Here is a 26,535-nt window from a genome sequence, read left to right as displayed (position 1 = left end):
TCGATGGTGGTGATCAAGCGACGTTTTGTCGTTAACGTCGCTGTATGGATTTAATAAACATCACGTTTATAACGTCCATCTTCACGTAATTGGTCGAGTTGTTCTTCACCTAAGATTTCAATGAGTGTTCGCTCAACATCGCTGGCCATACCATGTAAGCTTCCACATACATAAATGACGGCACCTTGTGCGATCCATTGTTTTAAATCTTGAGCATGCTGTTGCAGTTTGTGATAGACATATACCTTATCTGCCTGATCACGAGAAAATGCTAAATCTAGCTTTGCCAGCTTACCTTGATCTTTCCATGTTTGAATGGTGTCTTGATAAAAGAAATCATGAGCACTTTGTCGTTCACCAAAAATAAGCCAATTTTGATTACGGTGCTGTGAAATGCGAGTATGAAGTAGGCTTAAGATGCCAGCAATGCCTGTACCATTTGCAATGCAAATCATTGGATGGTCATCATCGCTTAAATGGAAGGATGGATTATTGCGAATATGTACAGCAATGTCTTGTTGCAATACAGCATGCTGAGTGAGCCAACCAGAACCTAGTCCAAGCTCCCCATTATTATCAATTTTTTGACGGACAATCAAACTTAAGTATTGCTGACTTGGAATACTGGCGATGGAATATTCTCGTATCGGTAAATCTACCAGTTGTGCCAATAATTGCTCCTGATCAGTCCATGTACAAATATTTTTACTGAGATCTTTGTAGCGAAGTGAATTTTGCAGTGTCGTGTCTGCTGTGAGGTGGTGTTGTGTTAAGAAAGCCTGTATTCGTTCTATGCTATTTTCTGGTTGAATTTGTGCAATATCACCAGCTTGCCATATTAGGTTATGTTGAGATGTGAGCTTAATTTCAAATGCAGGTGCAGCCAAGCTATTTGGATTGAGTAGGGTGCGCTGACTCAGTTGCCATCTATCAAAGACCTGCTTTAATGCTGTGGTTGCTAATTCAAGCTGTGTTGCTTGAGCCAAAGCATTGTTCCAACGTTGAATATCATGTTGATCTGCATTATTGACTTCAATAAGACTGAATAAAGCTTGGGCACCATGGTGTTGTAACCATTTATCAATTTGATGGCCAAAAGAACAATAACTTTCCGGATATTCTTTAGAACCTAGCGCAAGTACGGCATAGTGTAAATGATGTAGATCAGGACTTTGACTCAGTACTTTTTTAACAAAACTTTGTGCTAAGTCTGGTGCTTCACCTGTACCATAAGTACTGGCAATAAATAAAACATGTGTTGTATTTAATAAATCTTGCAGGCCCAGTTGTTGTACTGGTTTGACGATTGCTGTGAGCTGTGCATGTTGTAAGCTATTTGCGGTATTCCAAGCCAGTTGTTCGGCAGTTCCTGTTTGTGAAGCATAGCTAATTAACCAAGTATTTTTTGTATTAGGATTTATTGTGTCGGTTGTTAATTGCTGGCGTGCTGTCAAAGTTAATTTTTTTTGTTTACGGCGTTTGATATATAAAATCCAGCCAGTAATAAAGAACAATGGCATTAATAGCGATGCAATCATGGCAATAAATTGATAAATTGGGCCAAAAAAGCTGCCACGATGCACTGGTAACATACTGCTCATGATCTTTTCATTGAGCTTTTTATCTTCGTAGAGTTTGACGTCGGTAAATTGTGCCGTGTTATAGTTATATGTTGCGCTATTGCGTGCCCGTTCGTGTTGTACGTCCTTGTCCATAAACGTCACACTGATTTCATGATCAGATTTTTTAGGAATATTAAATGTAACTGTCGAATATTGCTGGTTAAATTGCTGATTAAAACCATGCCATGTTTGGTTTAATGCCTGTTCAATTTGCAGTCGAGTAATTTTGGATTTTTCATCCTGCCAAACATGATTTCTTTGGCCTTTAGTAGGAGAATTTTCTGTTGTCGTCATCGATTGCATGGTGGCATTGTTATGGTTTTCACCACGCATTTGTCTTTGATTTCTTTCTGAATTTTGTGCTGGGCCGCCTGCCTGCATTTCTGGTTGTGGTCGTTCTACACCCAATACTTTAAACATGCCATTACGCCACCAGTCATATGACCAATACAATCCTGTAATCGCAAAAATCAAGTAGAAAATAACCACCCAAGTACCAATAACAGCGTGTAAATCCCAAATAAAATTACGACCTTTAAGTTTGGGTTTGATCGCGAGCCATTGTTTAACACTATGTTTTTTCGGCCAGCGTAAATAGATACCTGATAAAACAAATAAAATTAACATCAGTGCAGAGGCACCGGTGATTTGTTTACCCACATCACCAATGGTTAAATAGCGATGTAATTTCTGGATAAAAGCAAAAAATTCACGACCTTGAATTTTGGGAAGTTGTGCAGCAGTATAAGGATTAATCATCATATTGTAGCCGCGACGTTCGCCTTCCTTGACAATATTCACGGTTGAAGATGCATCAGGTGCTGCGGCAATACTGATACTATTAATTTGCAGCTCAGGTTGGGTATTTTGAAAATGTTGATAAATTTCCGCAGGGGTCATTTTGGCGCGGTTTTCAATAGTAACGTGATAACTGTCCTGATTGATCCATTTTAAGATTTCTTGTTCATATGAATAAATCGCACCAGTAACACCCATAATCGAAAGAATCAGACCAGCTGTGATACCTAGAAACCAGTGAATTTGAAAAAGAATTTTTTTTAACATGAGCGTTAGAGGCGTTTAGAAAAACTGTAGCGGATTATTATAAAGTAATATTGAGTAGAGACTATGGATTTTCGAAATCATTTTTATTCTCATTTACATTTTTAATTAAAAAAACTCCAGCATGATACTGCTGGAGTTTTTGAAGCTGTAAATATTAGATTGATTTCGCCTCACCAACAGATTCGGTGAGATGCTGGCGTATGGTTTTAAATGAAAAGTTTTTAGAATCCATACGCTTCGGTAGGATATACGCACCTTGCTGACCTTTAACTTTAAAATTTAGCAAAATAAATTCAGGCGTATTATACCATTCATAAATATCTTTCCAGGCAATTGTACCAACCCCTTCTTGTGCACCCATTTGTTGTCGCATGACAATACCATGCGGTTGAACACCCAAGCGAATTCCTTTGATTTCTTGTACTGGATATTCTTTCATTTTGCGTTTTACATACCATTCAAGACCGTAAGTACGTGCTAGATAGTAGGCAATCACACAGCCAATAGCGACCCAACAAAATACCGTTGAATAGTTTTTTAATAAAATAAGCCCCAAAATAGACAGTACAAGAATAGCAGCCATAATGAGCCAAGCTTTCATACCAATTTTATTGGTACTGCGCCAAATTACCATTTGAGCATGGCGTTGTTCAGTTTCGGAAACTTCATAGTTTACCGGCTGTAAAGTATAAGCGTAAAAATTTTTAGCGGTCATAGTAAAATTAACAAATGAGAACTATAAAAAGTTTAGCATTATTTCAGTCATTACAGGAGTCTATTGTTGCAAAATCACGCGATTTATAGCGATGCAAGTTCAGTGGATTGTTGATCTTGTTCATGGCTTAAACTTTGTTTTAAATGGCTGATCTGTTTTAAGATATTCAGAATTAATGACAGTTGTTGTAAAACAATCAATGATTTTTGATCCTTGTCATTATTGAGGCTTAAGCGCTGTCGAATGGCGTGTAACATATTATGCGCTGTAAGGTCTGGTACTTCGTCTTTTAGAATCGCACCTTCGATATCGTCAAAAGCATGTTCAAGTAATTGTAAAATTTCAGGATCTTCAATTTTTTCACGGTGTGCACCCAGTGCTGCAATATAGCTGAGCAGGGTATGGTTTAAACATAAAAATTCAAAGGCCTGTGATTTTTGGATAGGATCAAAGTCTGGTTCTGTTGCAAGTGTTGAAATTAAAGATGCAACTTCGGCATCGGTATTGTGGGCAGCACGACGCACGACACGATAATTTAAGCCATTATTACGCCCAAATTTATATTGTTGAATCACTTCTGCAAGATACTGACATTGCGCATTGAGTGATCGTGCAATAGTTCTGGGTAGGCGGCGAAATTTCCAGTCAGGAAAGATAAACATCACGCCTAGCCAAGCGAGTCCACAGCCAATCAAGGTATCAATCATACGAGGAATCGCTGCAGTAAAACCAAAACCGTCCAGATTAAAGTTAATTAAAGCCAGTAATGTCACAAAAGCTGTCGCTTGTGCATATTGTTTACTTCTAAATTCGAAAAACAACACCCCACTTAAGATTAAAACAATCAGTTGTCCTTCGATAGAGGGAATAAAATACAATACAGCATAACCAATAATAATGCCGATTAGTGTACCAATAATACGGAGTCTTAATCGGCGTTTGGTGGCATTAAAGTTAGGCTGAATGACAAATAATGAAGTGAGTAAAATCCAGTAGCCATACTGAATTTGGCTTACTTGTACAAAAATATATGCGACCAATAAAACCAGTGATAAGCGAATGGCGTGACGAAATAATACCGATTCAGGTGTTAAATGTTGTTTAATCCTGATCACTATATCATCCCAACCCTTGAGATCGTCATCCTTTAATTGATTCTCAATATATTTGGCTTTATCGAGTTTTATATGGCGCTCAGTTTCTAAATTATTTAACTGAGCATCAATTGATTTTAAGTTTTGGTATAGAGCATTAAGTGCATTGACCCAAACTTGATCATATTGGTGTTCTGAGCGTAATTTTAAAATTGAGTTTTTTAAGTTTTGGAAGGCATATTTAAAACGGGGATTATGCTTATATGCTTCACGTTTAATAATGCTATCCGCTAAATCATGACATGCTTTGCCTTGTAGAGACAGAATACGCTGAAAACGAAACAGCGTATCACTGTGCTCAAAAATTTTTGCCAGTTTTGGGTAGTCAATATGGGCTGAGTCTGCGCGCTCATGAATATCTTGTGCTACAAAGTAGTATTGCAGACTACGACGGGTGTCTTTTTGTCCCCGATCTCCTTTTAGACGGGTGAGCAATACGGTTTTCATGGTGTTAAAAATTGCAATTAACTTGCCATTTTCTAATGATAAGTCAATCATACTTTGTTGATAGCTCTCTGGTGTCATATCAACATCAAACAAATTTGACTTGGCGAATAAAAAGTTGCCCAGTGAGGCATAGGATTGTGCCAGCCGATCCTGTACTTCATGTACAGGAAAAAGTAGAAAGCTAATGGTTGAAATTAAGCCATACCAAGCGGCACCAATGACCAATAGGGTGGCTTGCATATACCATGGTTCAAAGAGATCAACACCTAACATGGCATAGACTGAAATGACCAGACAGCCATAGGAGATGGTGGCGTATCTTCGACCTAATGACCCCAATAAAATCAATGCAATACAGGACACGATTAAGCCAATTGCAAAAAGTATTGGATGATGAAAGAGAAAAAAAATGGAAACAGCAGTAATAAAAAAACCAATATAGGTATACAGTTGATTTAAGATACGGACTGAAAAGCGATCATCAATATCGCTAATGCCTGCTGCAACAACACCCAGTGTTAAGGGAATGGTAGCGAGCTGATAATTCAAGAAATAAGGTACAAATGCTGTTCCTGAAAATGCAATAATCATGCGAATGTTATACATGACAGTCGTATTATAGGTCGTCTGTTGAAGACGTTTCAGCCAAGATCTCAAAGCCATTCCTTTATTCATTCTGATCGTGACAATGACCGTAGCATAGGTGTAATAGTACGGAATATGTGTTCGATATGGAGCACTTCATCTATTTTAAACAATTCATCCGCTATTCGGTATGCTGCTGTATTAAAATAATGAATTGATTTTAGTTATCGCATTGAATTGAGGCGATATCATGACGGTTAAATCAATATACACCAGTCATCTTAACCAATTCATGATCATTTGGCATGAAACTGCTTAAAATTAAGCTGTCTAAAATAAAAATATCCGGCATGATCGCTTGCAATCATATTATTCAGTAATGATTAAGGCCAAGAGGCGATTATTAGGCCTTATAGTTGTAAGACAGTAATACGTCATGGCAGAGGTTGGCATATGAGTGGATTGAATTTTTTTAAGAGTATCAAAGCTTGATATTTTAAAGGTACAATAGTTAAAAATAGGTTAGTAGAAGCACTGACTTTACCAATACTGTCATAAATATATCGAGGCAAGTGTGTCCATTCTCACTCATGAGCAACTAAATGTATTAACAACAGCACAACAAACTGTTCAACATGATTTACTGACAGCATTAAATGCATTCTCAATTCCTGAGCCACTAAAAGGCGCAGTGCATCATGCTGTCATGTTGGGTGGAAAGCGAGTGCGTCCAGCATTGTGTTATGCAACAGCAGCTATTCAGCCCAATGCTCATTATGCAGCAGTTCGTCGAGCTGCTGTTGCGATTGAGCTTATTCATTGTTATTCCTTAGCACATGATGATTTGCCTTGTATGGACAATGATTTATTGCGTCGTGGTCAACCTACTTGTCATGTGAAGTTTGGTGAAGATACTGCATTACTTGCAGGCGATATTCTGCAATCGATGGCCTTTGAAATTTTGGGGAGTCGATTGTTTGATCAAGGCGCTGCAGTAGGTCCTGATATTGTATTAAAGCAAATGCAGATTTTGGCGACAGCGACCTCAAAAATGGTCTGTGGTCAAGTATTGGATTTACAGGCAGAAGGTCAGGCTGTGGATCAAGAAACTTTGGAAACGATTCATCGTAATAAAACGGGTGCATTAATTTCTGCAGCCATTATGATGGCTGCAGTTACAATATTTCATGGAACGGATCCAGCCATTCCTAAATTACGTGAATATGCACAAACCATAGGTTTAGCTTTTCAGGTACAGGATGATATTCTTGATATCACCGCAGACACTGCTGTATTGGGAAAAACTGCAGGTAAGGATGTATTGGTTGAGAAATCAACTTATCCGGCTTTAATGGGGCTAGATCAGGCGATACAATATGCCAAGCAATTACATGATGATGCTTTTCAAGCACTGCATTTTTTTAAAGGTCAAGCGAGTGAGCTAGAAGCAATATCTTTGTTTTTATTGAATAGAAAACAATAATATCAATAAAAAAAAGCGTGTCATTGACACGCTTTAGATAATGGTTTGTCATGAATGGATCGATATCATGATGATAAAGCTGCTGTATCTGCAGTGACCCATCAATATAGATCCCTATCTGTTAATTAAACTTGGTGGCATCAGGTGGTATGATGGCTTTACCATTTTTTAAGCTGTTTAGCGCATCTTTATCAAAATCAAATAGTAAAGAGTTATTTTCAATATCAATTAAATAGCGTGTAATCAGTCTTTTATCCCCATTTAACGTTTCAATTTTATAAGCATCAGCAATATTTAAAATACCATCTAGATTGGTCGATGCTGCTGCTTTATCTTGGCGAAAAAGTTCATAGATATCGCGCAAATCAAAAATTGCATTTTCTGCATCTGGATGTTTTTCAATATAATTCTCGATATGGCGAATAATAAGTTGTGCATATAAAAAATAATTAGGTTTATGTGTATATTCTAGACTCATGCAAGACCTATATTTTATCGTTAGTGTTTTATACAAATAACATAAAAACACATTGAAAATAAACATATTGCTTTTCAGGATTGCAAAAAAAAACAATTTTTTTTTATCTTGATAATCTTATCGTGATAATAAAGGAGTCTGATCATCCTATTTTTTGCATTACGATGATTTTAAAATAGAACAAATTGAATATTCCATCAAGTTATAAGCCGATAATTATCATTCTGGGAAAAAATAATAGAAAATGTGTTTTTTATTTAATAAAACGATTTAGTGCATCGGCAGAGGGATTGAGTGATTGAATTTTATCAATTTGATGAAAAAATCATCCAAAAGACTAAGGTTTATGAACTAGCAAGTGAAATCATAAATCAGGTACAATTGGTGGGATTAATTTTGTGTTTGGTGTATTTGAAGGCCAATACATACATTCTTTGTTAATAAATAGGCCTGCCAGGAGTTATCCCCGCATGAGTGCCATTACTCCATACGATTGGGCAATTATTGCCTTCGTGATCGGCGTTACATTTTTATGCGTCTTTATGCTTACTGTTCCGTTACTCCTTGGGGGTAAATCATGGGGCCGTGCTAAGCAAGAGCAATTTGAGTCTGGTGTTGTCAGTGCAGGTGGAGCACGTATCCGCTTGTCTGCAAAGTTCTATTTGGTTGCTATTTTCTTCGTCGTATTCGATTTGGAAGCATTATATCTATATGCATGGTCTACATCGGTACGTGAAGTAGGGTGGATTGGATTCACCACAGCTGCAGTGTTTATTTTAGTTTTATTAATTGGTTTGATTTATGAATTATCAACGGGTGCATTAAACTGGTCACCATCTGATAAGCGTAAAGCGGCCGGCATTAAAGCTAAAGTAGGTTCACCAAATATGAATATTGCTGAAATTACACGCTTTAACTCAATTGAAGAATTGGTAACAGACCCTACTGGTCAAATCCCAGCTCAATCCTCTGGTCGTGTGAAAAAATCTGCGACTTCATCATCTGAAAAGGAGTAACTCGGGATGAAATATACATTAACCCGTGCGAATCCGGATGCTGATCAATATCCACTTCAAGAACGTCAAATTGTGACTGATCCACTTGATGAAGAAGTGAATAAAAATGTCTTTATGACTCGTTTAGAGGATATTGCACATACAGCAGTAAACTGGGGTCGTAAGAACTCAGTTTGGCCGTTTAACTTTGGTACATCATGTTGCTATGTTGAATATGCGACGACTTTAACTGGTGTACATGACTTATCACGGTTTGGTGCGGAAGTTATTCGTGCTTCACCACGTCAGGCAGACTTAATGATTATTGCAGGAACGTGCTTTATTAAAATGGCACCTGTAATTCAACGTCTGTATGAGCAAATGCTTGAGCCTAAATGGGTCATTTCAATGGGCGCATGTGCAAACTCAGGCGGAATGTATGATATTTACTCTGTCGTACAAGGCGTAGATAAAATTATTCCAGTGGATGTTTATGTACCTGGTTGTCCGCCACGTCCTGAAGCACTCATTCAAGCCTTGATGTTATTGCAAGATCAAATTCAATTAGAACGCCGTCCACTTTCAGCAGTGATTGGTAATGATCTTCAGCCAATATATAAGCCAAAGATGCAGCCAGAACGTGAGCGTAAGAAAGAACAGCGTATTGCTGTGAAAAATTTACGTTCTATGGATGAAATTAAATAATTTAAACGATTAAAGTTTTATTGATGGTTCTGTATTTAAGAATCATTGTCGTTTAAGTGGAATGAATTTGTATTAAATAGGAAGCCAAGCGAATGGCTGAAACTGACATTGCTATGCCAGAGTCAACTCCAGTTGATTCACGCCCAGCATTTGCAATTGTAGAAGAACTCAAAACCAAATTTGGTGAGAATTTCTACGTGCAAGCGACTTGCGAAGATTTTCCAACAGTCTGGGTTGAACGCGCACGCGTGCAAGATGTTTTAATGTTCTTGCGTACAGTGTCACGTCCTTACGTGATGTTGTTTGACTTATCTGCGGTAGATGAGCGTTTACGTACTCACCGTGATGGTTTACCTGCGTCTGATTTTACTGTGTTTTATCACTTACTTTCACTAGAGCGTAATACTGATATTCGTATCAAAGTTGCCTTGAATGAAAGTGATTTAAATATTCCAACAGCAACCAATATTTGGCCCAATGCCAATTGGTATGAACGTGAAGCATATGACATGTTCGGTATCAATTTTACAGGGCATCCAATGTTGCGTCGTATTTTATTACCGACGTATTGGGAAGGTCATCCGTTGCGTAAAGAATATTCTGCACGTGCAACAGAATATACACCGTATATGCAGAATCAGGCAAAACAGGATTTTGAACAGGAACATTTACGTTTTGTCCCAGAAGATTGGGGACTTACGCGTGGTAATGAAGACGAAGACTTCATGTTCCTGAACTTGGGACCTAACCATCCATCTGCGCATGGTGCATTCCGTATCGTATTACAGTTAGATGGCGAAGAAGTTAAAGACTGTGTACCAGATATTGGTTATCACCATCGTGGTGTAGAAAAAATGGCTGAGCGTCAGACTTGGCATTCTTTCATTCCATATACTGATCGCGTCGATTATCTTGGTGGTTGTGCACAAAACATGCCTTATGTTTTGGGGGTTGAGCAACTTGCCGGAATTACTGTTCCTGATCGTGCACAGTGTATTCGTGTCATGATGTCTGAATTGTTCCGTATTAATAACCACTTGTTGTTTATTGGTACTGCGATTCAAGATGCTGGTGGTATGACACCTGTCTTTTATATGTTTGCCGACCGTCAAAAAATTTATGATGCGGTTGAAGCAATCACAGGTTACCGTATGCATCCAGCATGGTATCGTATTGGCGGTGTAGCGCACGATCTTCCAAATAATTGGCAATCTCTGATCCGCGAAATTCTGGATTGGATGCCAAAACGTCTGAAGGAATATCATACTGCAGCATTAAAAAACTCAGTTTTTGAGGGTCGTACCCGTAACGTTGCACAATACGATGCAAAATCTGCATTGGCTTGGGGAGTAACGGGAACTGGTTTGCGTGCAACTGGTATTGATTTTGACGTGCGTAAATATCGTCCATATAGTGGTTATGAAAATTATGACTTTGAAGTACCGGTAGAATACGAAGGCGATGCGTATGCACGTGTTATCGTTCACTATCGTGAAATTGAGCAGTCATTAAAAATTATTAAGCAATGCTTGGATAATATGCCATCTGGTCCTTATAAGGCTGATCATCCATTGGCTGTTCCACCACCAAAAGATAAGACCTTACATGATATTGAAACGCTGATTACGCATTTCTTAAGTGTATCTTGGGGTCCTGTTATGCCAGCAGGTGAAGCTTCTGTGATGGCTGAAGTGGTGAAAGGTGCATCGAATTATTATCTGACTTCAGATAAGTCAACCATGAGTTATCGTACACGTATTCGTACACCAACTTTCACGCATTTACAGCAAATGCCTTCTGTGATTAATGGCAGTCTGATGTCTGACTTAATCATTTATTTAGCGACAATTGACGTCGTAATGGCTGACGTGGATCGTTAAGGGGTAACGCATAATGATGATTTTGACTGACAAAAAGCCACGTGTGAATGTTGAAGGGATTTTAACCTCAGATGAAATCCATGATATTCAACATCACATTGCACATTATCCATACCCACGTGCTGCATCATTAGATGCACTTAAGTGTGTACAACGTCGTAATGGCTGGGTGAATGATGCACAGCTACATGCAATTGCACAATTGCTTTCGATCAGCGTTGCTGATTTGGAAGGGGTAGCAACCTTTTATAACCGTATTTATCGTCAGCCTGTTGGTCGTCATGTAATTTTATTATGTGATTCGATTGCATGCTTTTTAATGGGTGCGGAAACTTTGGCAGAAGCTTTCCAGCGTGAATTAGGGATCCAATTTGGTCAAACGACAATTGATGGTCGTTTTACTTTATTGCCTATCTGCTGTCTAGGTAACTGTGATAAAGGCCCAACGTTAATGATTGATGAAGATACTCACGGTCTGGTTGAAGTAACCTCAATTCAACAGTTATTGGAGAAGTATGTATGAATACTGAACCAAAACCAATTTATGGCGACGGTAATCCTGAAACTCATCCACTGACTTGGCGTTTGAGCAAACAAGAACATGTGCGTAATGCAGATGATTATGAAGCACTAGAAGGGTATGCAGGCTTTAAAAAAGCAATTGCAATGCCACCAAAAGATGTGCTTGAAGTCATTAAGGCTGCAACTGTTAAAGGTCGTGGTGGTGCAGGCTTCCCTGCAGGGATTAAATGGTCTCTGATGGCACCCAATGACAACTCAGGTCCACGTTACTTGATTTGTAATGCCGATGAAATGGAACCAGGTACCTTTAAAGACCGTTTGTTGATGGAAAGGCTACCTCATCAATTGATTGAAGGCATGCTTATCGCAGCGTATACCTTGGAAGCAACTCAAGGTTATATCTTCATTCGTGGTGAGTATATTGAAGCTGCTCAATATCTGAATGACGCTTTAGAACAAGTACGTGCAAAAGGCTATTTAGGTGAAAATATCTTAGATACTGGCTGGAGCTTTGAGTTATATGTTCATACTGGCGCAGGTCGTTATATTTGTGGTGAAGAAACCGCATTAATTAATTCACTTGAAGGTCGTCGTGCTAACCCACGTACTAAACCACCATTTCCACAAGTTGCAGGGGCTTGGGGACGTCCGACTATTGTCAATAACGTCGAAACTTATAATAACCTGCCTGCGATTATGTTGAATGGTCCTGAATGGTACATTGGTTTATCTGCAGGTAAATCTAAAGATCCAGGTACAAAAATTTACGGTGCTTCAGGCAAAGTAAAATTCCCTGGTCTTTGGGAATTACCATTTGGTACCACTGCACGTGAAGTGATTGAAGACTATGCTGGTGGTATGCGTGATGGTTTAAAGCTAAAAGCATGGTTGCCAGGTGGTGCATCTACTGACTTCTTAGCTGCAGAACATATTGACTTACCGATGGATGCTGAAAGCATCATGAAAGCAGGCTCACGCTTAGGTACATGTCTGTTAATGGTGGTCGATGAAACGCAGTGTATGGTTTCAGCAACACGTAATTTAGAAGAATTCTTTGCGCGTGAATCTTGTGGCTGGTGTACTCCTTGCCGTGATGGTTTACCTTGGGCAGTGAAATCACTCAAAGCATTAGAAGATGGTACAGGTAAACAAGAAGATATCGACCACTTACAAGAGTTAACGCGTAAGCTTTGGATTGGTAAAACTTTCTGTGCTCATGCTCCTGGTGCAATGGAACCACTCATGGGCGCACTCAAACATTTCCGTAGCGAATTTGAAGCCAAGGTAGTCAATGCCGCAGCTCAAACTAGCAACGTAGAACAAGCTTAAGGAATTCGACTATGGCTACAATTCATGTCGATGGCAAATCGTATGAAGTCAACGGCTCGGAAAACTTGCTACAAGCATGTTTGAGCCTTGGGATTGATATTCCATACTTTTGTTGGCATCCATCCTTAGGTTCTGTCGGTTCTTGCCGTCAATGTGCGGTAACGCAATACGCGAATCCAGAAGATACGCGTGGTCGTTTAGTGATGTCATGTATGACACCTGCGACCGACAATACCTACATTTCGATTGAAGATAAAGAAGCGAAAGATTTTCGTGCTTCCGTGGTTGAGTTTTTGATGACCAACCATCCACATGACTGTCCAGTCTGTGAGGAAGGTGGTCACTGTCATTTACAAGATATGACGGTAATGACACAACACGATCGTCGTCGTTATCGCTTTACCAAACGTACCCACTATAACCAAGAATTAGGTTCTTTCATTGCACATGAAATGAACCGTTGTATCGCGTGTTATCGTTGTGTACGTTATTATAGAGATTATGCAGGCGGTACCGATTTTGGTGTTTACGCCAATGCATCACGCGTTTATTTTGGTCGCCCAGAATCTGGTACTTTAGAGTCCGAGTTTTCAGGTAACTTAACTGAAGTATGTCCAACAGGTGTATTTACTGACAAGACACATTCAGAACGCTATAACCGTAAATGGGATATGCAATATGCACCAAGCGTATGCCAAGGTTGTTCTTCAGGTTGTAATATTTCACCGGGTGAACGCTATGGTGAATTACGCCGGATCGAAAACCGTTTTAATGGTGACGTAAACCAATATTTCCTTTGTGATAAAGGGCGTTTTGGTGGTGGTTATGTCAATCGTGCAGATCGTCCACGTCAGCCGCAGTTCCGTGATCAGCAAATCGTTACACCTGTTTCTGTTGATGTGGCGCTGGATAGCGTGATTGAGAAAATTCAAGGCAAAAAAGTCTTGGGTATTGGCTCTCCACGTGCATCACTTGAATCTAACTTTGCATTACGTCAACTGGTTGGTCAAGAAAACTATTCAATTGGTGTATCACAGAAAGAACAAAACTTATTAGATCTAGCGGCTTCAATTATGCAAATGGAAGGAATTTATAATCCAACCATGCGTGAAATTGAAAGTTATGATGCCGTATTGATCTTGGGTGAAGATTTAACCCAAACAGCACCACGTATGGCTTTATCTGTTCGTCAAGCGGCGAAAAATAAAGGCAAACAAATGGCTGCTGAACGTCGTACACCAGAATGGTTGGCAGAGCCTGTACAGCGTATTGCCCAAGATGCAAAATCACCGATCTATATTCTGGCAGCAACACAAACACGCTTAAATGATGTGGCAGAGGCAGAAGTTGTCGCTTCTCCAAATGATATTGCACGTTTAGGTTTTGCTGTTGCCGCTGCACTTGCTGGTGAAGCAATTATTGGTTTAGAGGATGATGCTAAGGCCTTTGCACAAGATATTGCGACCACATTAAAAGCAGCGAAAAAGCCATTGATTATTTCAGGTACCAGTTTGCAAGATCCTGCAATCATGGAGGCTGCTGCACAAGTAACCCAGAATTTAGGTCGTCACGCAGGTTTAAGCTTGACTGTACCTGAAGTCAACTCGATGGGCTTGGCAATTTTGGGTGGCTTAAGTCTTGAACAAGCATTTGCTCAACAATATGATGCAGTGATTGTGATTGAAAATGACCTTTATCGTCGTTTACCTGCTGCGCAAATTGATGCTGCTTTAGATCAAGTACAAGATATTATTGTCTTAGATCATTCTGAAACTGCAACAGTGAAAAAAGCCAATATTGTGCTTTCTGCTGCAAGTTTTGCAGAGGGTGATGGTACTGTTGTCTCTCAAGAAGGTCGTGCACAACGTTTCTATCAAGTTTATGATCCAAGCTATTATAAACCTGATGTTGCGATTAAAGAATCTTGGCGCTGGTTGCATGCCTTGGAAACAGGGATTAAAAATAAACCTATTTCATGGACTTTATTGGACGATGTCATTGAAGATGTTGCCAAAAATGTACCAGCACTACAAGCCATTGAAGATGTTGCACCAGATGCAGGTTATCGTATACACGGCTTAAAAATTGCCCGCGAACCACGTCGTTATTCTGGCCGTACTTCAATGCGCGCACCATTATCTGTGCATGAGCCAAAGCAACCTGTTGATGTTGACTCTGCATTAACTTTCTCTATGGAAGGTTATGTTGGACCACAAAAAGCAGCCTCATTAGTACCATTTGCTTGGGCACCAGGTTGGAACTCACCACAATCATGGAATAAATTCCAAGATCAAGTGGGTGGTCATCTCTTGGGAGGTGATGCTGGTGTACGTTTATTTGATCGCTTGGCAAAACGTCCAGCACGTAGCTTTATTGCACCTGCAACAGTATTGGTGAACCCAGACAGTTTCCGTCTAGTGCCGATGTATCATATCTTTGGTTCAGGTGAGTTTACCGTGAAAACCCCAGCGATGGAGTCACGTATTCCAGAAGCAACTTTTGCGATCGGCGAACAAGATGCAGCACGTTTAAATGTGCAAGATGGGCAAACAATGACCGTACAGGCAGGTGATACTCAAGTCACACTTCCAGTGATGGTGATTGAATATTTACCTACAGGTTATATTGGTTATCCAGTTGGCTTAGCACCAACAGTATCACTGGCAGAGCCTGTTTCAGTTGCGGTAGGAGTGTAATTCATGAATCAAGAATTAATCCGTCAAACACCGCTTTGGGCTGAGAACTGGCCAATTGCCTATTCGGTAATCCAAGCGATTATAATTTTACTGGTTGTGGTGATTGTCGCTGCATTGATGTCATTTATTGAACGTCGTTTACTGGGCTTATGGCAAGACCGTTATGGTCCAAACCGTGTAGGTCCTGGTGGGATGTTCCAAATTGTGGCAGACATGCTGAAAATCATGTTTAAAGAGGACTGGACACCCAAGTTTGCGGATAAATTAACATTCCGTATGGCGCCAGCCGTAGCCATGGCAACAGCCGTATTGTCGTTTATGGTTATTCCTGTATCACCTTATTTAGGTGTTTCAGACATGAGTATTGGCCTATTGTTCTTTATGGCCATGGCTGGTATCGCAGTATATGCCGTCCTGTTTGGTGGTTGGTCATCAAACAACAAATATGCATTACTCGGTGGTTTACGTTCTGCAGCTCAAACCATTTCTTATGAAGTGTTTTTGGGGATTTCATTAATGGGTGTGGTTGCGATTGCAGGCTCATTCAACATGCGTGAAATTGTAGAAGCACAAAAAGATGTTTGGTTTGTAGTACCACAATTTATTGGCTTCCTGATTTTTGTGGTTGCTGGTGTTGCCGTAACGCATCGTCATCCATTTGACCAACCTGAAGCTGAACAAGAATTGGCTGAAGGTTATCATGTCGAATATGGTGGTATGAAGTGGGGGATGTTCTTCGTTGCTGAATATGTCAACGTCGTTTTAATCTCTGCATTGATTGTGACTTTATTTTTCGGTGGATGGCTTGCGCCATTTAACTTGGAAATTTCATTTATTCCACCTGCATTCTGGTTCATTATCAAGACAGCATTTTTTGTCATGATGTTTGTATTGGCACGTGGTTCATTAATGCGTCCACGTTATGACCAAGTGATGAACTTTGGTTGGAAAATTTGCTTGCCTTTGGCATTAGTTAACTTACTGGTAACTGGTGCTATAATTCTCATGAATCAGGCCTAAGACAGCAGGGAGAACAAAATGGTTAAATTTCTAGCTGGATTTGGGTCAATCGTTCGTTCACTGTGGATGGTTTTCTCACACGTGACACGTAAACGTGACACTATTTTATATCCAGAAGTACCGGCTGAAGAAATCGTACCACCACGCTTTCGTGGTCGTATTGTGTTGACACGTGATCCAGACGGTGAGGAACGCTGTGTGGCATGTAACCTATGTGCGGTTGCGTGTCCTGTAGGCTGTATTTCACTACAAAAAGCGGAAAAAGAAGATGGTCGTTGGTATCCGGAGTTTTTCCGTATCAACTTCTCACGTTGTATTTTCTGTGGGATGTGTGAAGAGGCATGTCCAACGACTGCAATTCAGATGACACCTGATTTCGAATTGGCTGAATATGTTCGTCAAGACCTTGTCTATGATAAAGAACATTTACTTATTTCAGGCCCTGGTAAATATCCAGACTACAACTTCTACCGTGTCACGGGTATGGCAGTAGCTGGTAAAGACAAAGGTCAAGCACAACATGAAAGTGCGCCTGTTGATGTACGGAGTCTATTACCATGATTTGGCCGTTTTATTTAATGGCACTGGTGGCCATCGTCTCTACGATTCGTGTGGTAACAAACACGAATCCTGTACATGCTTTACTGAGTTTAATTATTTCTTTGCTTGCCGTTGCAGGGATTTTTATGATCGTAGGTGCGCCTTTTGCAGGCGCATTGGAGATCATTGTCTATGCGGGTGCAATCATGGTGTTATTCGTGTTTGTGGTGATGATGTTGAATCTTGGACATCAAACTGTTGAACAGGAAAGCAAATGGTTAACGTCATCTGCATGGGCATATCCTGCATTGATGAGCTTTTTAATGGGTCTAACTTTAGTTTGGATGCTTTCTTCAGATTACAGCAATAGCGATAATTTGATGGGTACACAAATGGTTGGTCCAAAAGAAGTTGGTGAAGCACTCTTTACTCACTATTTATTATTGGTTGAAGTTGCCGCGATGTTATTGCTTGCAGCGCTTGTCGCAGCATTCCATATTGGTAAACGAGAACCAGGTGCAGAAGGGGATAAACAATAATGGGCAACATTCCTTTAGAACACGGGTTGATCGTTGCGACCATCCTTTTTGCACTCGGTTTTTACGGTGTAATGGTACGACGCAACTTACTCTTCATTTTAATGAGCCTTGAAGTCATGATGAACGCAGCAGCACTTGCGTTTGTATTGGCTGGTAGTGCATGGGTACAACCAGACGGTCAAATCATGTTTATCTTGATTCTTACGCTTGCAGCAGCAGAAGCGTGTATCGGTCTTGCGATTGTCCTTCAGTTTTATCATCGCTTCCATCATTTGGATGTGGATGCTGCTAGTGAGATGCGCGGATGAGTTATTTATATTTAACAGTATTATTCCCGCTAATTGGTTTTGTTTTATTAGCGGCAGGACGTCATCATCTTCCTGAACGTGTTGCAGCAATTATTGGCGTAGGTTCAGTTGGACTTGCTGCATTATTTGCTTTAATTGCAGGCTTAGATTTTGTTGACAATGGTAAGTTACCCTATGTCCAACACTTGTGGACATGGTTTAACGTTGCAGGATTGAATCCTGGCATTAGCCTTCACCTTGATGGTCTTTCACTGCTGATGATGGGGATGATTACAGGTGTTGGTTTTCTCATTCACATTTTCGCATCTTGGTATATGCGTGGTGAAGAAGATTTTGCACGTTTTTTCTCCTATTTTAACCTGTTTGTTGCCAGCATGTTATTGTTGGTATTGGGTGATAACTTAGCGTTATTATTCTTGGGTTGGGAAGGTGTTGGTCTATGTTCATATCTTCTGATTGGCTATTATTACCAAACACCAGCAAACGGCTTTGCAGCAATTAAAGCCTTTACGGTTACGCGTATTGGTGATGTGTTTTTATTGATCGCACTGTTCTTGATTTATCAACAATTTGGTACGTTAAATACACAGTATATTATCGATCATGCTGCCACTGTCATGACGAAAAGTTCATCTTTGACCATTTGGACAGCATTAATGTTGTTCTTGGGTGCAGCAGGTAAATCGGCACAGATTCCATTGCAGACTTGGCTTGCTGATGCGATGGCGGGTCCAACGCCTGTTTCTGCATTAATCCACGCAGCAACCATGGTTACTGCAGGTGTTTACCTGTGCTGTCGTTTGTTCTCTGTCTTTGAACAAGCACCAGAAGTGATGTTGTTTATTGCGATCACAGGTGCAGTGACATTATTGGTGGCTGGTTTTGCGGCTTTAGTGCAAACCGATATCAAACGTATTCTTGCATACTCGACGATGAGTCAGCTGGGTTATATGTTCCTTGCTGTAGGAACTGAAGCCTATCAGGCTGGTTTATTCCATATGTTGTCACACGCATTCTTTAAGGCATTATTATTCTTGTCTTCTGGTGCGGTGATTTTAGCGTATCATCATGAACAAAACATTTTCAAAATGGGTGGATTATTTTATAAAAATAAATTCCTATTTGCATGTTTTGCGATCGGTGGTGGTGCATTAGCTGCAGTTCCATTTGTCACCATTGGTTTCTTCTCTAAAGATGCGATCTTGGGTGCAGTATGGGTTAAAGGTCAAGCCGTTGCTATTTATGACTATCTATACTGGGCTGGTGTGATTGGTGCATTTATTACCGCAATTTATACCTTCCGTTTGGTTTGGGTGGTGTTCTTCGGTAAAGAAAATACGCCTTATCATGAAATCAAAGGTGTTACATACTGGGCGCCATTGGCTATTCTTGCTGTATTGGCAACAGGTTTAGGTGCTTTATTAAAAGGACCAGTAGACAGTATTTTAACAGCAGCAAAAATTCCAGCATTCAATATTGCCGATGCATTAGTTGAACATATGCATAGTGCAGAGCATGTTGCATCTGGATTTGCGGTTGCAGGTATTGTGGTTGCAATTGTTTTATTTGTCTTCGCGTATGGTGCGGTAAAAGCATTTGTTAAAACCTCATTGGGTGCAGGTATGGCAAGTATTTGTCGTAATGCATTAGGTTTTGATTCGTTATATAACATTGTCTTTGTCAAACCTTATTTGTTGATTGCAAAAATCTTAGGACGTGATCCAATTGATGGTTTATGGCTTGTTCTTCCAGCGATTGTGAAAGCTGGCAATAGCTTTACCAGCTCGCGTCAAACAGGTTCATTACGTGAATACGCATCAAGTATGGCACTCGGTATCGTGGTGTTATTGATGGTGTTAATCGTGACTCAGGTCGTGGGGAACTAAAATGGAAGCTTCAAATAACATCATTTTACCCGCTCTGATTCTTATTCCGTTCATTGCTGGTTTTGTCTGTTGGTTAGTCGATAAAATCGATGACCACTTACCACGCTACATTGCTTTACTTGGGATGGTGATTACTTTTATCCTCACCCTTGTATTATGGCAATCAGGAACGTATAGCTATGAATTGGGCGGTGCTAACCCTACCTGGGCAGCTCAGTTTTATCTTCCTTGGATTCAAACACTCGGAATTAATATCCATTTAGCCATTGATGGTCTTTCGCTATTAATGGTTGGCTTAACTGCATTATTGGGTATTCTTGCTGTCGGATGTTCTTGGGGAGAAATTCAAAAGAATGTTGGCTTCTTCCATTTAAACCTTTTATGGTCACTGGGTGGAGTTATTGGCGTATTCTTGGCAATTGATTTATTTTTGTTCTTCTTCTTCTGGGAGATGATGCTGGTCCCAATCTATTTCTTGATTGCGTTATGGGGACATAAAGGCGAAAATAATAAATCACGTGTCTATGCGGCAACAAAATTCTTTATTTATACCCAAGTTGCGGGTTTGATCATGCTGATCGGTATTTTAGGTCTGGTGATCTATAATGCGATGGTTGTTCAAGGTCAAATTACCTTTGGATACGATAACTTACTCTTGGCAGCACACCATTTAGAAGCAACTAATCCAGCATTTGCTTATGCATTCATGCTGTGCTTTTTTATTGGTTTTGCAGTTAAACTTCCTGTATTCCCATTGCATGGCTGGTTACCAGATGCACACGCACAAGCACCTACAGCAGGTTCTGTAGACTTAGCGGGTATCCTGATTAAAACAGCTGCATACGGTCTACTACGTTTTGTCATTCCATTTTTCCCGATTGCATCTGCACAATTTGCAGATATTGCGATTATCTTCGGTTTAATTGGTATTTTCTACGGTGCTTGGTGTGCCTTCCAGCAAACGGATATGAAACGTTTGCTGGCTTATACATCAATTTCACATATGGGCTTTGTATTATTGGCAATTTACGCAGGTAACTTGTTAACTTTCCAAGGCTTAATGATTATGATGTTGGCACATGGTTTGTCATCTGCTGCCTTGTTTATTATGTGTGGTCAGGTTTACGAACGTTTCCATACCCGCGATATGCGTTTATTGGGCGGTATTCGTGGTCAACTACCATATTTTTCATTTTTCTTAATGTTCTTTGTCGCAGCATTGGTCGGTATTCCAGGTCTAGGTAACTTTATTGGTGAATTCCTGATTTTGATGGGTTCATTTGCTAAATTCCCAACCTTTACCATTATTGCCGCTATCAGTTTAGTTTTTGCTGGTCTTTATGGTCTAATCTTGATTCATAAAACTTTGTTTGGTGTACCGAATGAAGCGCAAAAACAAAACTATAAACATCCATTAAAAGATTTAAGCGCACGTGAAGTAGTTTTATTATTGATCTGTGCATTCGGTCTATTATGGCTTGGTCTATATCCACAAACGTTCTTGGATATTTCTAATTCAAGCATGGCGTGGTTAGCAAATAGCTACATTCCAGTTCAAGAAGTAGTTGATGTTGTACAGCAAACAACGGTTCAACTAGAAACTGTGGAGATCCAATAAGTCATGAACTTCACAATGTCTTTTTCTGATCTAATGCCATTGGCACCAGTGATGATCGTGGCTTTAACTGCGATCGTGGTGATGTTGTTGACTGCAATTAAGCGTAACCATAACTTAATTGCCACAGCATCTGTGATTGGTCTCAATTTATCGTTACTGTATATCATACTCAGCATTATGAACGGTTCATTCCAACCGACCAATGTGATGGGTATGTTTATGGTTGATCCATTCACTTTGGTATACCAAGTGATGATTTTGGTCTCAGCATTGGCGTGCTGTACCTTATCCCATGCCTATATTGAGTCATATCAAGATCAACGCGAAGAGCTTTATATTTTAATGTTGTGTTCCGTAACTGGTGCAATGTTAATGGTGGCTAGCTCAAACTATGCTTCTTTCTTCATTAGTCTTGAGCTCATGTCAATTCCGCTTTATGGCTTATTGGCATATACCTATCAGCGCTCTAAGTCTTTAGAGGCAGGGGTTAAATATCTAGTACTATCAGCTACTGCATCTGCAATGCTGTTGATGGGTATGGCTTATATTTATGCATATACGGGTTCATTGTCATTTTATGACTCTGTTCAGGTTTTATTGCAAAATATTCATCAACCTTTGGTGCTACTGGGTATTGCACTCATCATCTTTGCGATTGGCTTTAAATTATCACTGGCACCATTCCATAAATGGACACCAGATGTTTATGCAGGTGCACCTGCACCGATCGTAACCTTCTTGGCGACAGCTGCTAAAGTTGCAACGATTGGTTTATTTGTCCGTTATCTATTGAGCTCTGGTGCGATTGCAGTTGATGGCATTCTCACGATCTTAACCATTATTGCTGTGTTATCAATTCTTGTCGGTAACTTCTTAGCAGTACGTCAAGTGAATTTAAAACGTGTATTAGCCTATTCATCTATTGCACATTTTGGTTACTTACTGATTGGTTTAATTAGCTTAACGTTTGCAAGCCTAGGTAATGTGACGGTTTATGTCATTACTTATATTTTAGCAACAATTGGTGCTTTTGGTGCTGTGGCATTAATGTCTAGCCCTTACAACAATAAAGATGAAGCTGAAAGTCTTGCCGATTACCGAGGCCTATTTTGGCGTCGTCCAGTATTAACTGCGGTTTTAACAGTGATGATGCTTTCATTGGCTGGTATCCCATTAACTGCTGGTTTTATCGGTAAATTCTTGGTGGTAATGGCTGCTGTGACTGCACAACACTGGTTCCTTGCTGCAATGCTGATTGTGGGTTCTGGTATTGGTTTATACTACTATCTCCGTGTGATGGTGATTATGTATTTAACACCACCAGAAACACCGCGTATTGATGCTGTCGATCATTGGGGGCAAAAAGTCGGTGGTATTATGGTATTGCTTTCGGCTTTGGCCGTAATTGTGATTGGTGTCTATCCAGATCCAATTATCAATCTTGCTGTACAAGCTGAGATTTTCTCACCTTTACATATGATGTTGAGTCAAAATTAATTTTAGATATTGCATCTTAAAATCAATTCATCACATTGTATTGAGAGCCGAGTTAAGTGATTAACTCGGCTTTTGTTATTTTATTGGATAGGTTTTTATTGTATATCATGATGTTAGAGATGTTAAACAACCGTCATTAGCATTATCGATATTATTTAAAATACTGACGAATTTGAATAGATGAGATCAATGAATAGATAAAAACGGATATTATGCTGATTCATATTGAAAGATATGTTGATGATTGATCATTCAAAAACACTGTAATGATCAAGTAAAATTAGATAAATACGCTCATATTTTTAAATCCCTAATAAACGTTAATCTAGAAGATGATAAAGATTGGTTGGTTGTGAGAAATTTTGATAATTGTATGAAAAATAAGGGTTATAGCGCTATTAATTGAATCGAATTTTATCTTTAAAATATACGACTAATGCTTTCTTAAAAAAAATATAGTTTATAGTCCCTAAATCAACTTTGTTTTTTTATTTTGTTCAGTGAGAAAAATAGCCTTATAATAAAAGAAATTTATTTTATCCTTTTAGGTGTTCTCCTGTGGCTATTCATGAAATCCGTCATCCGCTGATTCGACATAAATTAGGCTTATTACGTCGCGCAGATATTAGTACTAAAAATTTCCGCGAACTTGCGCAAGAAGTCACTATGTTATTGACTTATGAAGCGACCAAAGATCTACCTATGGTTGATCATGAAACTCATGGTTGGGCAGGGCCTGTTACGGTAGATCGTATTGCAGGTAAAAAAATTACCGTCGTGCCAATTTTACGTGCTGGAATTGGTATGTTAGATGGCTTCTTAAATCTGATTCCGAGTGCTAAAGTTTCTGTATTGGGATTAGAGCGCGATGAAGAAACCTTACAAGCACGGACATATTATAAAAAATTGGTACCTGATGTACAAAATCGTATTGCGATGATTATCGATCCAATGTTGGCAACAGGTTCATCATTGGTTGCCGCGATTGATGTTTTAAAAGCAAGTGGTTGTAAAGACATTCGCGTGATGGTTTTGGTTGCTGCTCCAGAAGGGATTCAACGTGTTGAAGCATCACATCCAGATGTGACTATTTTTACTGCCTCTATTGATCAAGGTCTCAATGAAAGTGGTTATATTGTGCCTGGCTTAGGTGATGCTGGTGATAAAATTTTTGGTTCAGTACAAAAAGACTAAAGCTAAAATTGCCTAAAAGATGAAGAGAGGCTATGGTAGCCTCTTTAATCGAGTGCATTGATGGAAGGTAGAATAAGGTCATGAAAACAGAGTTTCAGCAAGGTAAAGTTAAACAATATCATCCAGATAAAGGTTTTGGTTTTCTTGCGCTAGCAGGGCATCCTGATATTTTTTTCCATATTTCTGATTTCCCATCTGAACAAGGGGAGCCAAAAAGAAATGAACGGGTTAAATTTTTGCTTGAAGCCAATGGGCAAAAATTTAAAGCGATTAAAATTGAACGTGTCGAGTCACATTCATATAAGGCCAAAAAAGCCAAAACTTATGCACACAATACCTCAATTACATCTGCCTTATTGGGAAGCTTTAGGGGTAAATAAAATAACCGAGCATGGATTTGCTCGGTTAGCTGTAGCGCTGTTCTTAAGCAGAAACTTCACAAAATTTCATAAATGCTTTTAAACCTGGTCCTTGATATTTTTGGCGATGAACCAGCATATATAAAGGACGGGTAAGTTGCCAAAATGGTGTTTTTAAAATCACCAACTGTTGTTTTTCTAATAAAGGTTCAATGGCAAGTTTTGAAATACAGGACATGCCTAAACCCCCTGCAACAATCTTTAATATGGCTTCATTGTGGCCTAAAGTTAAACGAATTTTGGCATCGGGAACATCTTGTAAAATAGCATTATCAAACACTTCTCGTGTACCAGAGCCTTCTTCACGTAAAATCCATTCTACTGATGCAAAGTCTTGTGCTGTTAAATCACGTTCAAGCTGTGCCAATGGATGCTGCGGTGAACAACATACCGCTAGTTCATCATCACGCCAATGAATGCATTGCAACTGAGGTAAATAGCAAGATCCTTCGATGAGTGCTAAATCTAATTGAAACTGATTGACTGCTTCAATCATTTGTCGAGTATTACCCACATGCAATTGTAAATGGGCTTGGGGCTGAATCTGTAAAAAGTCGGCCATAAGATCAGGCATGAGATAATCGCTGATCGTTAAGGTTGCACCTAAACGTAAATCGATACTTTGCAGTTCGCCTTTGGCAGCTTGTTCAAATGCATCACAGCGACCCAGAATTTCTAGTGCCTGTGGAAGCAAAAAACGGCCTAAGTCATTTAACTGTAAGCGTTTACCTAAACGATCAAACAAAGGAGCACCTAAACCATCTTCTAGATCGGCCAAAGCCATACTAGCAGCACTTTGAGTGAGCTTAACAGCATCACTGGCTTTGGTCACTGTGCCTTCCTGAGCAACTGCTACAAAAACAGCCAATTGGCGTAATGTCATGCGCATGAGTGGGGAGCCTTAACATTAAAAATTATTCATAAATTATCCCACCATGCTAACATGAGCATCGTCTTTCATGCCACGTAGAAATCATGTCAATTGAAAAATTTAGCTTAGAAACAGTCTTATCTATACATCGTTGGACCGATACGTTGTTTAGTTTTACCATTACTCGACCAGCACACTTTAAGTTCACTGCTGGACAGTTTGCTCGTATTGGTCTTAAAGTAAATGATGAGTTAATTGTGCGTGCATATTCTGTAGTGTCATCGCCGTATGATGACGTTTTAGAGTTTTTTTCAATTGTTGTCCCAGAAGGGGCATTTACCTCAAATTTACAGCATTTGCAAATAAACGATGAAATCTATTTGGAAAAGATTCCTTATGGTTATTTAACTTTGGCTCGTTATCAATTGCCATTACCACATGATTTATGGTTGTTGGCAACGGGAACTGGTTTAGCACCTTTTCTTTCAATGTTACAAGATTTTGCAACATGGAGTAGTTATCAGCAAATTAATTTAGTCTATAGCGTACGTACAGCAGCAGAATTGGCTTATGTAACACGCATTAGCGAAATCGTAGAAAACTTTGCTACAGAAGACACACGGTTTAAATTTATTCCGATTATTACGCGTGACCCACAAGCACAACTACATGAACGATTGCCTACATTAATTGCTAATGGTCAATTAGAACAAGTTGCACAATGTCTATTTAATCCACAAAGCAGTCATATCATGCTATGTGGTAATCCTCAAATGGTTGAGGATACTAAGGAAGCGTTGAAAGCACGGGGATTAACCATGAATCGTCGTGGTGAAGGAAATATTGCTGTTGAAAATTATTGGTAATCGTATGAATAAAATTGACCATTTATTTGTGGATATTTTCAATGAATGGTCAATCAATTGGATGATGGAATTAAACGGATAGCAATCGATTATATTGAATC

The 26,535-nt window shown here is 39.5% G+C and carries 22 protein-coding genes; 17 read left to right on the top strand and 5 right to left on the bottom strand.

Features of this window, described 5'->3' with window-relative positions:
• Window positions 1-50: 50 nt before the first annotated feature.
• From QSG86_RS15715 to yccS, 3 genes are all read right to left on the bottom strand, one after another.
• Window positions 51-2,687, bottom strand: coding sequence for a sulfite reductase flavoprotein subunit alpha (locus QSG86_RS15715; RefSeq protein WP_317032360.1), 2,637 nt, complete (start codon window positions 2,685-2,687; stop codon window positions 51-53).
• Between the two features lie 154 nt (window positions 2,688-2,841).
• On the bottom strand, window positions 2,842-3,402 hold the full coding sequence (locus QSG86_RS15710; RefSeq protein WP_317032359.1) for a YcxB family protein: 561 nt from the start codon (window positions 3,400-3,402) through the stop codon (window positions 2,842-2,844).
• An 83-nt stretch (window positions 3,403-3,485) separates the two neighbouring features.
• Window positions 3,486-5,660 (bottom strand): YccS family putative transporter, encoded by a 2,175-nt coding sequence (gene yccS, locus QSG86_RS15705; RefSeq protein WP_317032611.1) that lies wholly within the window; start codon window positions 5,658-5,660, stop codon window positions 3,486-3,488.
• Window positions 5,661-6,162: 502 nt separating this feature from the next.
• Here yccS and QSG86_RS15700 point away from each other — a divergent pair.
• Complete coding sequence (locus QSG86_RS15700; RefSeq protein WP_317032358.1) at window positions 6,163-7,071, top strand: farnesyl diphosphate synthase; 909 nt, start codon at window positions 6,163-6,165, stop codon at window positions 7,069-7,071.
• Between the two features lie 121 nt (window positions 7,072-7,192).
• On the opposite strand, the gene QSG86_RS15695 is transcribed toward QSG86_RS15700, so the two are convergent.
• On the bottom strand, window positions 7,193-7,549 hold the full coding sequence (locus tag QSG86_RS15695; protein WP_317032357.1) for a hypothetical protein: 357 nt from the start codon (window positions 7,547-7,549) through the stop codon (window positions 7,193-7,195).
• A gap of 470 nt (window positions 7,550-8,019) precedes the next feature.
• Here QSG86_RS15695 and QSG86_RS15690 point away from each other — a divergent pair, with 470 nt between their 5' ends.
• The 15 genes from QSG86_RS15690 to QSG86_RS15620 all read left to right on the top strand — a co-directional run bounded on the left by QSG86_RS15690 (window position 8,020) and on the right by QSG86_RS15620 (window position 24,658).
• Window positions 8,020-8,565: an NADH-quinone oxidoreductase subunit A gene (locus QSG86_RS15690; RefSeq protein WP_317032356.1), complete on the top strand. Its 546-nt coding sequence runs from the start codon at window positions 8,020-8,022 to the stop codon at window positions 8,563-8,565.
• 6 nt (window positions 8,566-8,571) lie between these two features.
• Window positions 8,572-9,249, top strand: coding sequence for an NADH-quinone oxidoreductase subunit B family protein (locus tag QSG86_RS15685; protein ID WP_317032355.1), 678 nt, complete (start codon window positions 8,572-8,574; stop codon window positions 9,247-9,249).
• Between the two features lie 92 nt (window positions 9,250-9,341).
• A complete protein-coding gene (gene nuoC, locus QSG86_RS15680) occupies window positions 9,342-11,129 on the top strand; it encodes an NADH-quinone oxidoreductase subunit C/D (RefSeq protein ID WP_317032354.1) in 1,788 nt (595 codons plus the stop codon).
• Between the two features lie 13 nt (window positions 11,130-11,142).
• Window positions 11,143-11,652: an NADH-quinone oxidoreductase subunit NuoE gene (gene nuoE, locus QSG86_RS15675; RefSeq protein WP_317032353.1), complete on the top strand. Its 510-nt coding sequence runs from the start codon at window positions 11,143-11,145 to the stop codon at window positions 11,650-11,652.
• Window positions 11,649-12,980 carry an NADH-quinone oxidoreductase subunit NuoF gene (gene nuoF / locus QSG86_RS15670; RefSeq protein ID WP_317032352.1) on the top strand — a complete coding sequence of 444 codons (1,332 nt, stop codon included), beginning with the start codon at window positions 11,649-11,651 and terminating at the stop codon, window positions 12,978-12,980. The genes nuoE and nuoF overlap by 4 nt, the downstream gene beginning before the upstream one ends.
• 11 nt (window positions 12,981-12,991) lie before the next feature.
• The gene (gene nuoG / locus QSG86_RS15665; protein ID WP_317032351.1) at window positions 12,992-15,676 is read left to right on the top strand and encodes an NADH-quinone oxidoreductase subunit NuoG; all 2,685 of its coding nucleotides are present in this window, start codon (window positions 12,992-12,994) and stop codon (window positions 15,674-15,676) included.
• Window positions 15,677-15,679: 3 nt separating this feature from the next.
• Window positions 15,680-16,696, top strand: a complete 1,017-nt coding sequence (gene nuoH, locus QSG86_RS15660) for an NADH-quinone oxidoreductase subunit NuoH (protein ID WP_317032350.1) — start codon at window positions 15,680-15,682, stop codon at window positions 16,694-16,696.
• A gap of 18 nt (window positions 16,697-16,714) precedes the next feature.
• Complete coding sequence (nuoI, locus tag QSG86_RS15655; RefSeq protein WP_317032349.1) at window positions 16,715-17,257, top strand: NADH-quinone oxidoreductase subunit NuoI; 543 nt, start codon at window positions 16,715-16,717, stop codon at window positions 17,255-17,257.
• The gene (gene nuoJ, locus QSG86_RS15650; RefSeq protein ID WP_317032348.1) at window positions 17,254-17,775 is read left to right on the top strand and encodes an NADH-quinone oxidoreductase subunit J; all 522 of its coding nucleotides are present in this window, start codon (window positions 17,254-17,256) and stop codon (window positions 17,773-17,775) included. Before nuoI ends, nuoJ begins: the two co-directional genes overlap by 4 nt.
• Window positions 17,775-18,083: an NADH-quinone oxidoreductase subunit NuoK gene (gene nuoK, locus QSG86_RS15645; RefSeq protein ID WP_317032347.1), complete on the top strand. Its 309-nt coding sequence runs from the start codon at window positions 17,775-17,777 to the stop codon at window positions 18,081-18,083. The genes nuoJ and nuoK overlap by 1 nt, the downstream gene beginning before the upstream one ends.
• Complete coding sequence (gene nuoL / locus QSG86_RS15640; RefSeq protein ID WP_317032346.1) at window positions 18,080-19,969, top strand: NADH-quinone oxidoreductase subunit L; 1,890 nt, start codon at window positions 18,080-18,082, stop codon at window positions 19,967-19,969. The genes nuoK and nuoL overlap by 4 nt, the downstream gene beginning before the upstream one ends.
• A 1-nt stretch (window position 19,970) precedes the next feature.
• The gene (nuoM, locus tag QSG86_RS15635; RefSeq protein WP_317032345.1) at window positions 19,971-21,587 is read left to right on the top strand and encodes an NADH-quinone oxidoreductase subunit M; all 1,617 of its coding nucleotides are present in this window, start codon (window positions 19,971-19,973) and stop codon (window positions 21,585-21,587) included.
• A gap of 3 nt (window positions 21,588-21,590) precedes the next feature.
• Window positions 21,591-23,084: an NADH-quinone oxidoreductase subunit NuoN gene (gene nuoN / locus QSG86_RS15630; RefSeq protein WP_317032344.1), complete on the top strand. Its 1,494-nt coding sequence runs from the start codon at window positions 21,591-21,593 to the stop codon at window positions 23,082-23,084.
• A gap of 558 nt (window positions 23,085-23,642) precedes the next feature.
• Window positions 23,643-24,278 (top strand): uracil phosphoribosyltransferase, encoded by a 636-nt coding sequence (gene upp, locus QSG86_RS15625; RefSeq protein WP_317032343.1) that lies wholly within the window; start codon window positions 23,643-23,645, stop codon window positions 24,276-24,278.
• 80 nt (window positions 24,279-24,358) lie between these two features.
• Window positions 24,359-24,658 (top strand): cold-shock protein, encoded by a 300-nt coding sequence (locus QSG86_RS15620; protein WP_317032342.1) that lies wholly within the window; start codon window positions 24,359-24,361, stop codon window positions 24,656-24,658.
• A gap of 43 nt (window positions 24,659-24,701) precedes the next feature.
• Here the strand turns inward: QSG86_RS15620 and gigC are convergent, their stop codons facing one another.
• Complete coding sequence (gigC, locus tag QSG86_RS15615; protein WP_317032341.1) at window positions 24,702-25,586, bottom strand: LysR family transcriptional regulator GigC; 885 nt, start codon at window positions 25,584-25,586, stop codon at window positions 24,702-24,704.
• A gap of 86 nt (window positions 25,587-25,672) precedes the next feature.
• On the opposite strand from gigC, the gene QSG86_RS15610 reads away from it, so the two are divergent.
• Entirely contained in the window at window positions 25,673-26,434 is a 762-nt protein-coding gene (locus QSG86_RS15610; RefSeq protein WP_317032340.1) for a ferredoxin--NADP reductase, read from the top strand.
• Window positions 26,435-26,535 lie beyond the last annotated feature (101 nt).

The sequence above is a fragment of the Acinetobacter sp. SAAs474 genome (assembly GCF_032823475.1).
Classification (GTDB): domain Bacteria; phylum Pseudomonadota; class Gammaproteobacteria; order Pseudomonadales; family Moraxellaceae; genus Acinetobacter.
This window is presented reverse-complemented; position numbering and strand designations above follow the sequence as displayed.

What these genes read in the sequence shown, in the direction of transcription:
- nuoH (WP_317032350.1), top strand. Translation starts at nt 15,680, where the DNA reads ATGAATCAAGAATTAATCCGTCAAACACCGCTTTGGGCTGAGAACTGG.
- nuoI (WP_317032349.1), top strand. Translation starts at nt 16,715, where the DNA reads ATGGTTAAATTTCTAGCTGGATTTGGGTCAATCGTTCGTTCACTGTGG.
- QSG86_RS15685 (WP_317032355.1), top strand. Translation starts at nt 8,572, where the DNA reads ATGAAATATACATTAACCCGTGCGAATCCGGATGCTGATCAATATCCA.
- nuoK (WP_317032347.1), top strand. Translation starts at nt 17,775, where the DNA reads ATGGGCAACATTCCTTTAGAACACGGGTTGATCGTTGCGACCATCCTT.
- nuoN (WP_317032344.1), top strand. Translation starts at nt 21,591, where the DNA reads ATGAACTTCACAATGTCTTTTTCTGATCTAATGCCATTGGCACCAGTG.
- nuoL (WP_317032346.1), top strand. Translation starts at nt 18,080, where the DNA reads ATGAGTTATTTATATTTAACAGTATTATTCCCGCTAATTGGTTTTGTT.
- gigC (WP_317032341.1), bottom strand. Translation starts at nt 25,586, where the DNA reads ATGCGCATGACATTACGCCAATTGGCTGTTTTTGTAGCAGTTGCTCAG.
- QSG86_RS15620 (WP_317032342.1), top strand. Translation starts at nt 24,359, where the DNA reads ATGAAAACAGAGTTTCAGCAAGGTAAAGTTAAACAATATCATCCAGAT.
- nuoJ (WP_317032348.1), top strand. Translation starts at nt 17,254, where the DNA reads ATGATTTGGCCGTTTTATTTAATGGCACTGGTGGCCATCGTCTCTACG.
- QSG86_RS15695 (WP_317032357.1), bottom strand. Translation starts at nt 7,549, where the DNA reads ATGAGTCTAGAATATACACATAAACCTAATTATTTTTTATATGCACAA.
- QSG86_RS15710 (WP_317032359.1), bottom strand. Translation starts at nt 3,402, where the DNA reads ATGACCGCTAAAAATTTTTACGCTTATACTTTACAGCCGGTAAACTAT.
- nuoG (WP_317032351.1), top strand. Translation starts at nt 12,992, where the DNA reads ATGGCTACAATTCATGTCGATGGCAAATCGTATGAAGTCAACGGCTCG.
- nuoM (WP_317032345.1), top strand. Translation starts at nt 19,971, where the DNA reads ATGGAAGCTTCAAATAACATCATTTTACCCGCTCTGATTCTTATTCCG.
- nuoF (WP_317032352.1), top strand. Translation starts at nt 11,649, where the DNA reads ATGAATACTGAACCAAAACCAATTTATGGCGACGGTAATCCTGAAACT.
- nuoE (WP_317032353.1), top strand. Translation starts at nt 11,143, where the DNA reads ATGATGATTTTGACTGACAAAAAGCCACGTGTGAATGTTGAAGGGATT.
- QSG86_RS15610 (WP_317032340.1), top strand. Translation starts at nt 25,673, where the DNA reads ATGTCAATTGAAAAATTTAGCTTAGAAACAGTCTTATCTATACATCGT.
- QSG86_RS15690 (WP_317032356.1), top strand. Translation starts at nt 8,020, where the DNA reads ATGAGTGCCATTACTCCATACGATTGGGCAATTATTGCCTTCGTGATC.
- QSG86_RS15715 (WP_317032360.1), bottom strand. Translation starts at nt 2,687, where the DNA reads ATGTTAAAAAAAATTCTTTTTCAAATTCACTGGTTTCTAGGTATCACA.
- nuoC (WP_317032354.1), top strand. Translation starts at nt 9,342, where the DNA reads ATGGCTGAAACTGACATTGCTATGCCAGAGTCAACTCCAGTTGATTCA.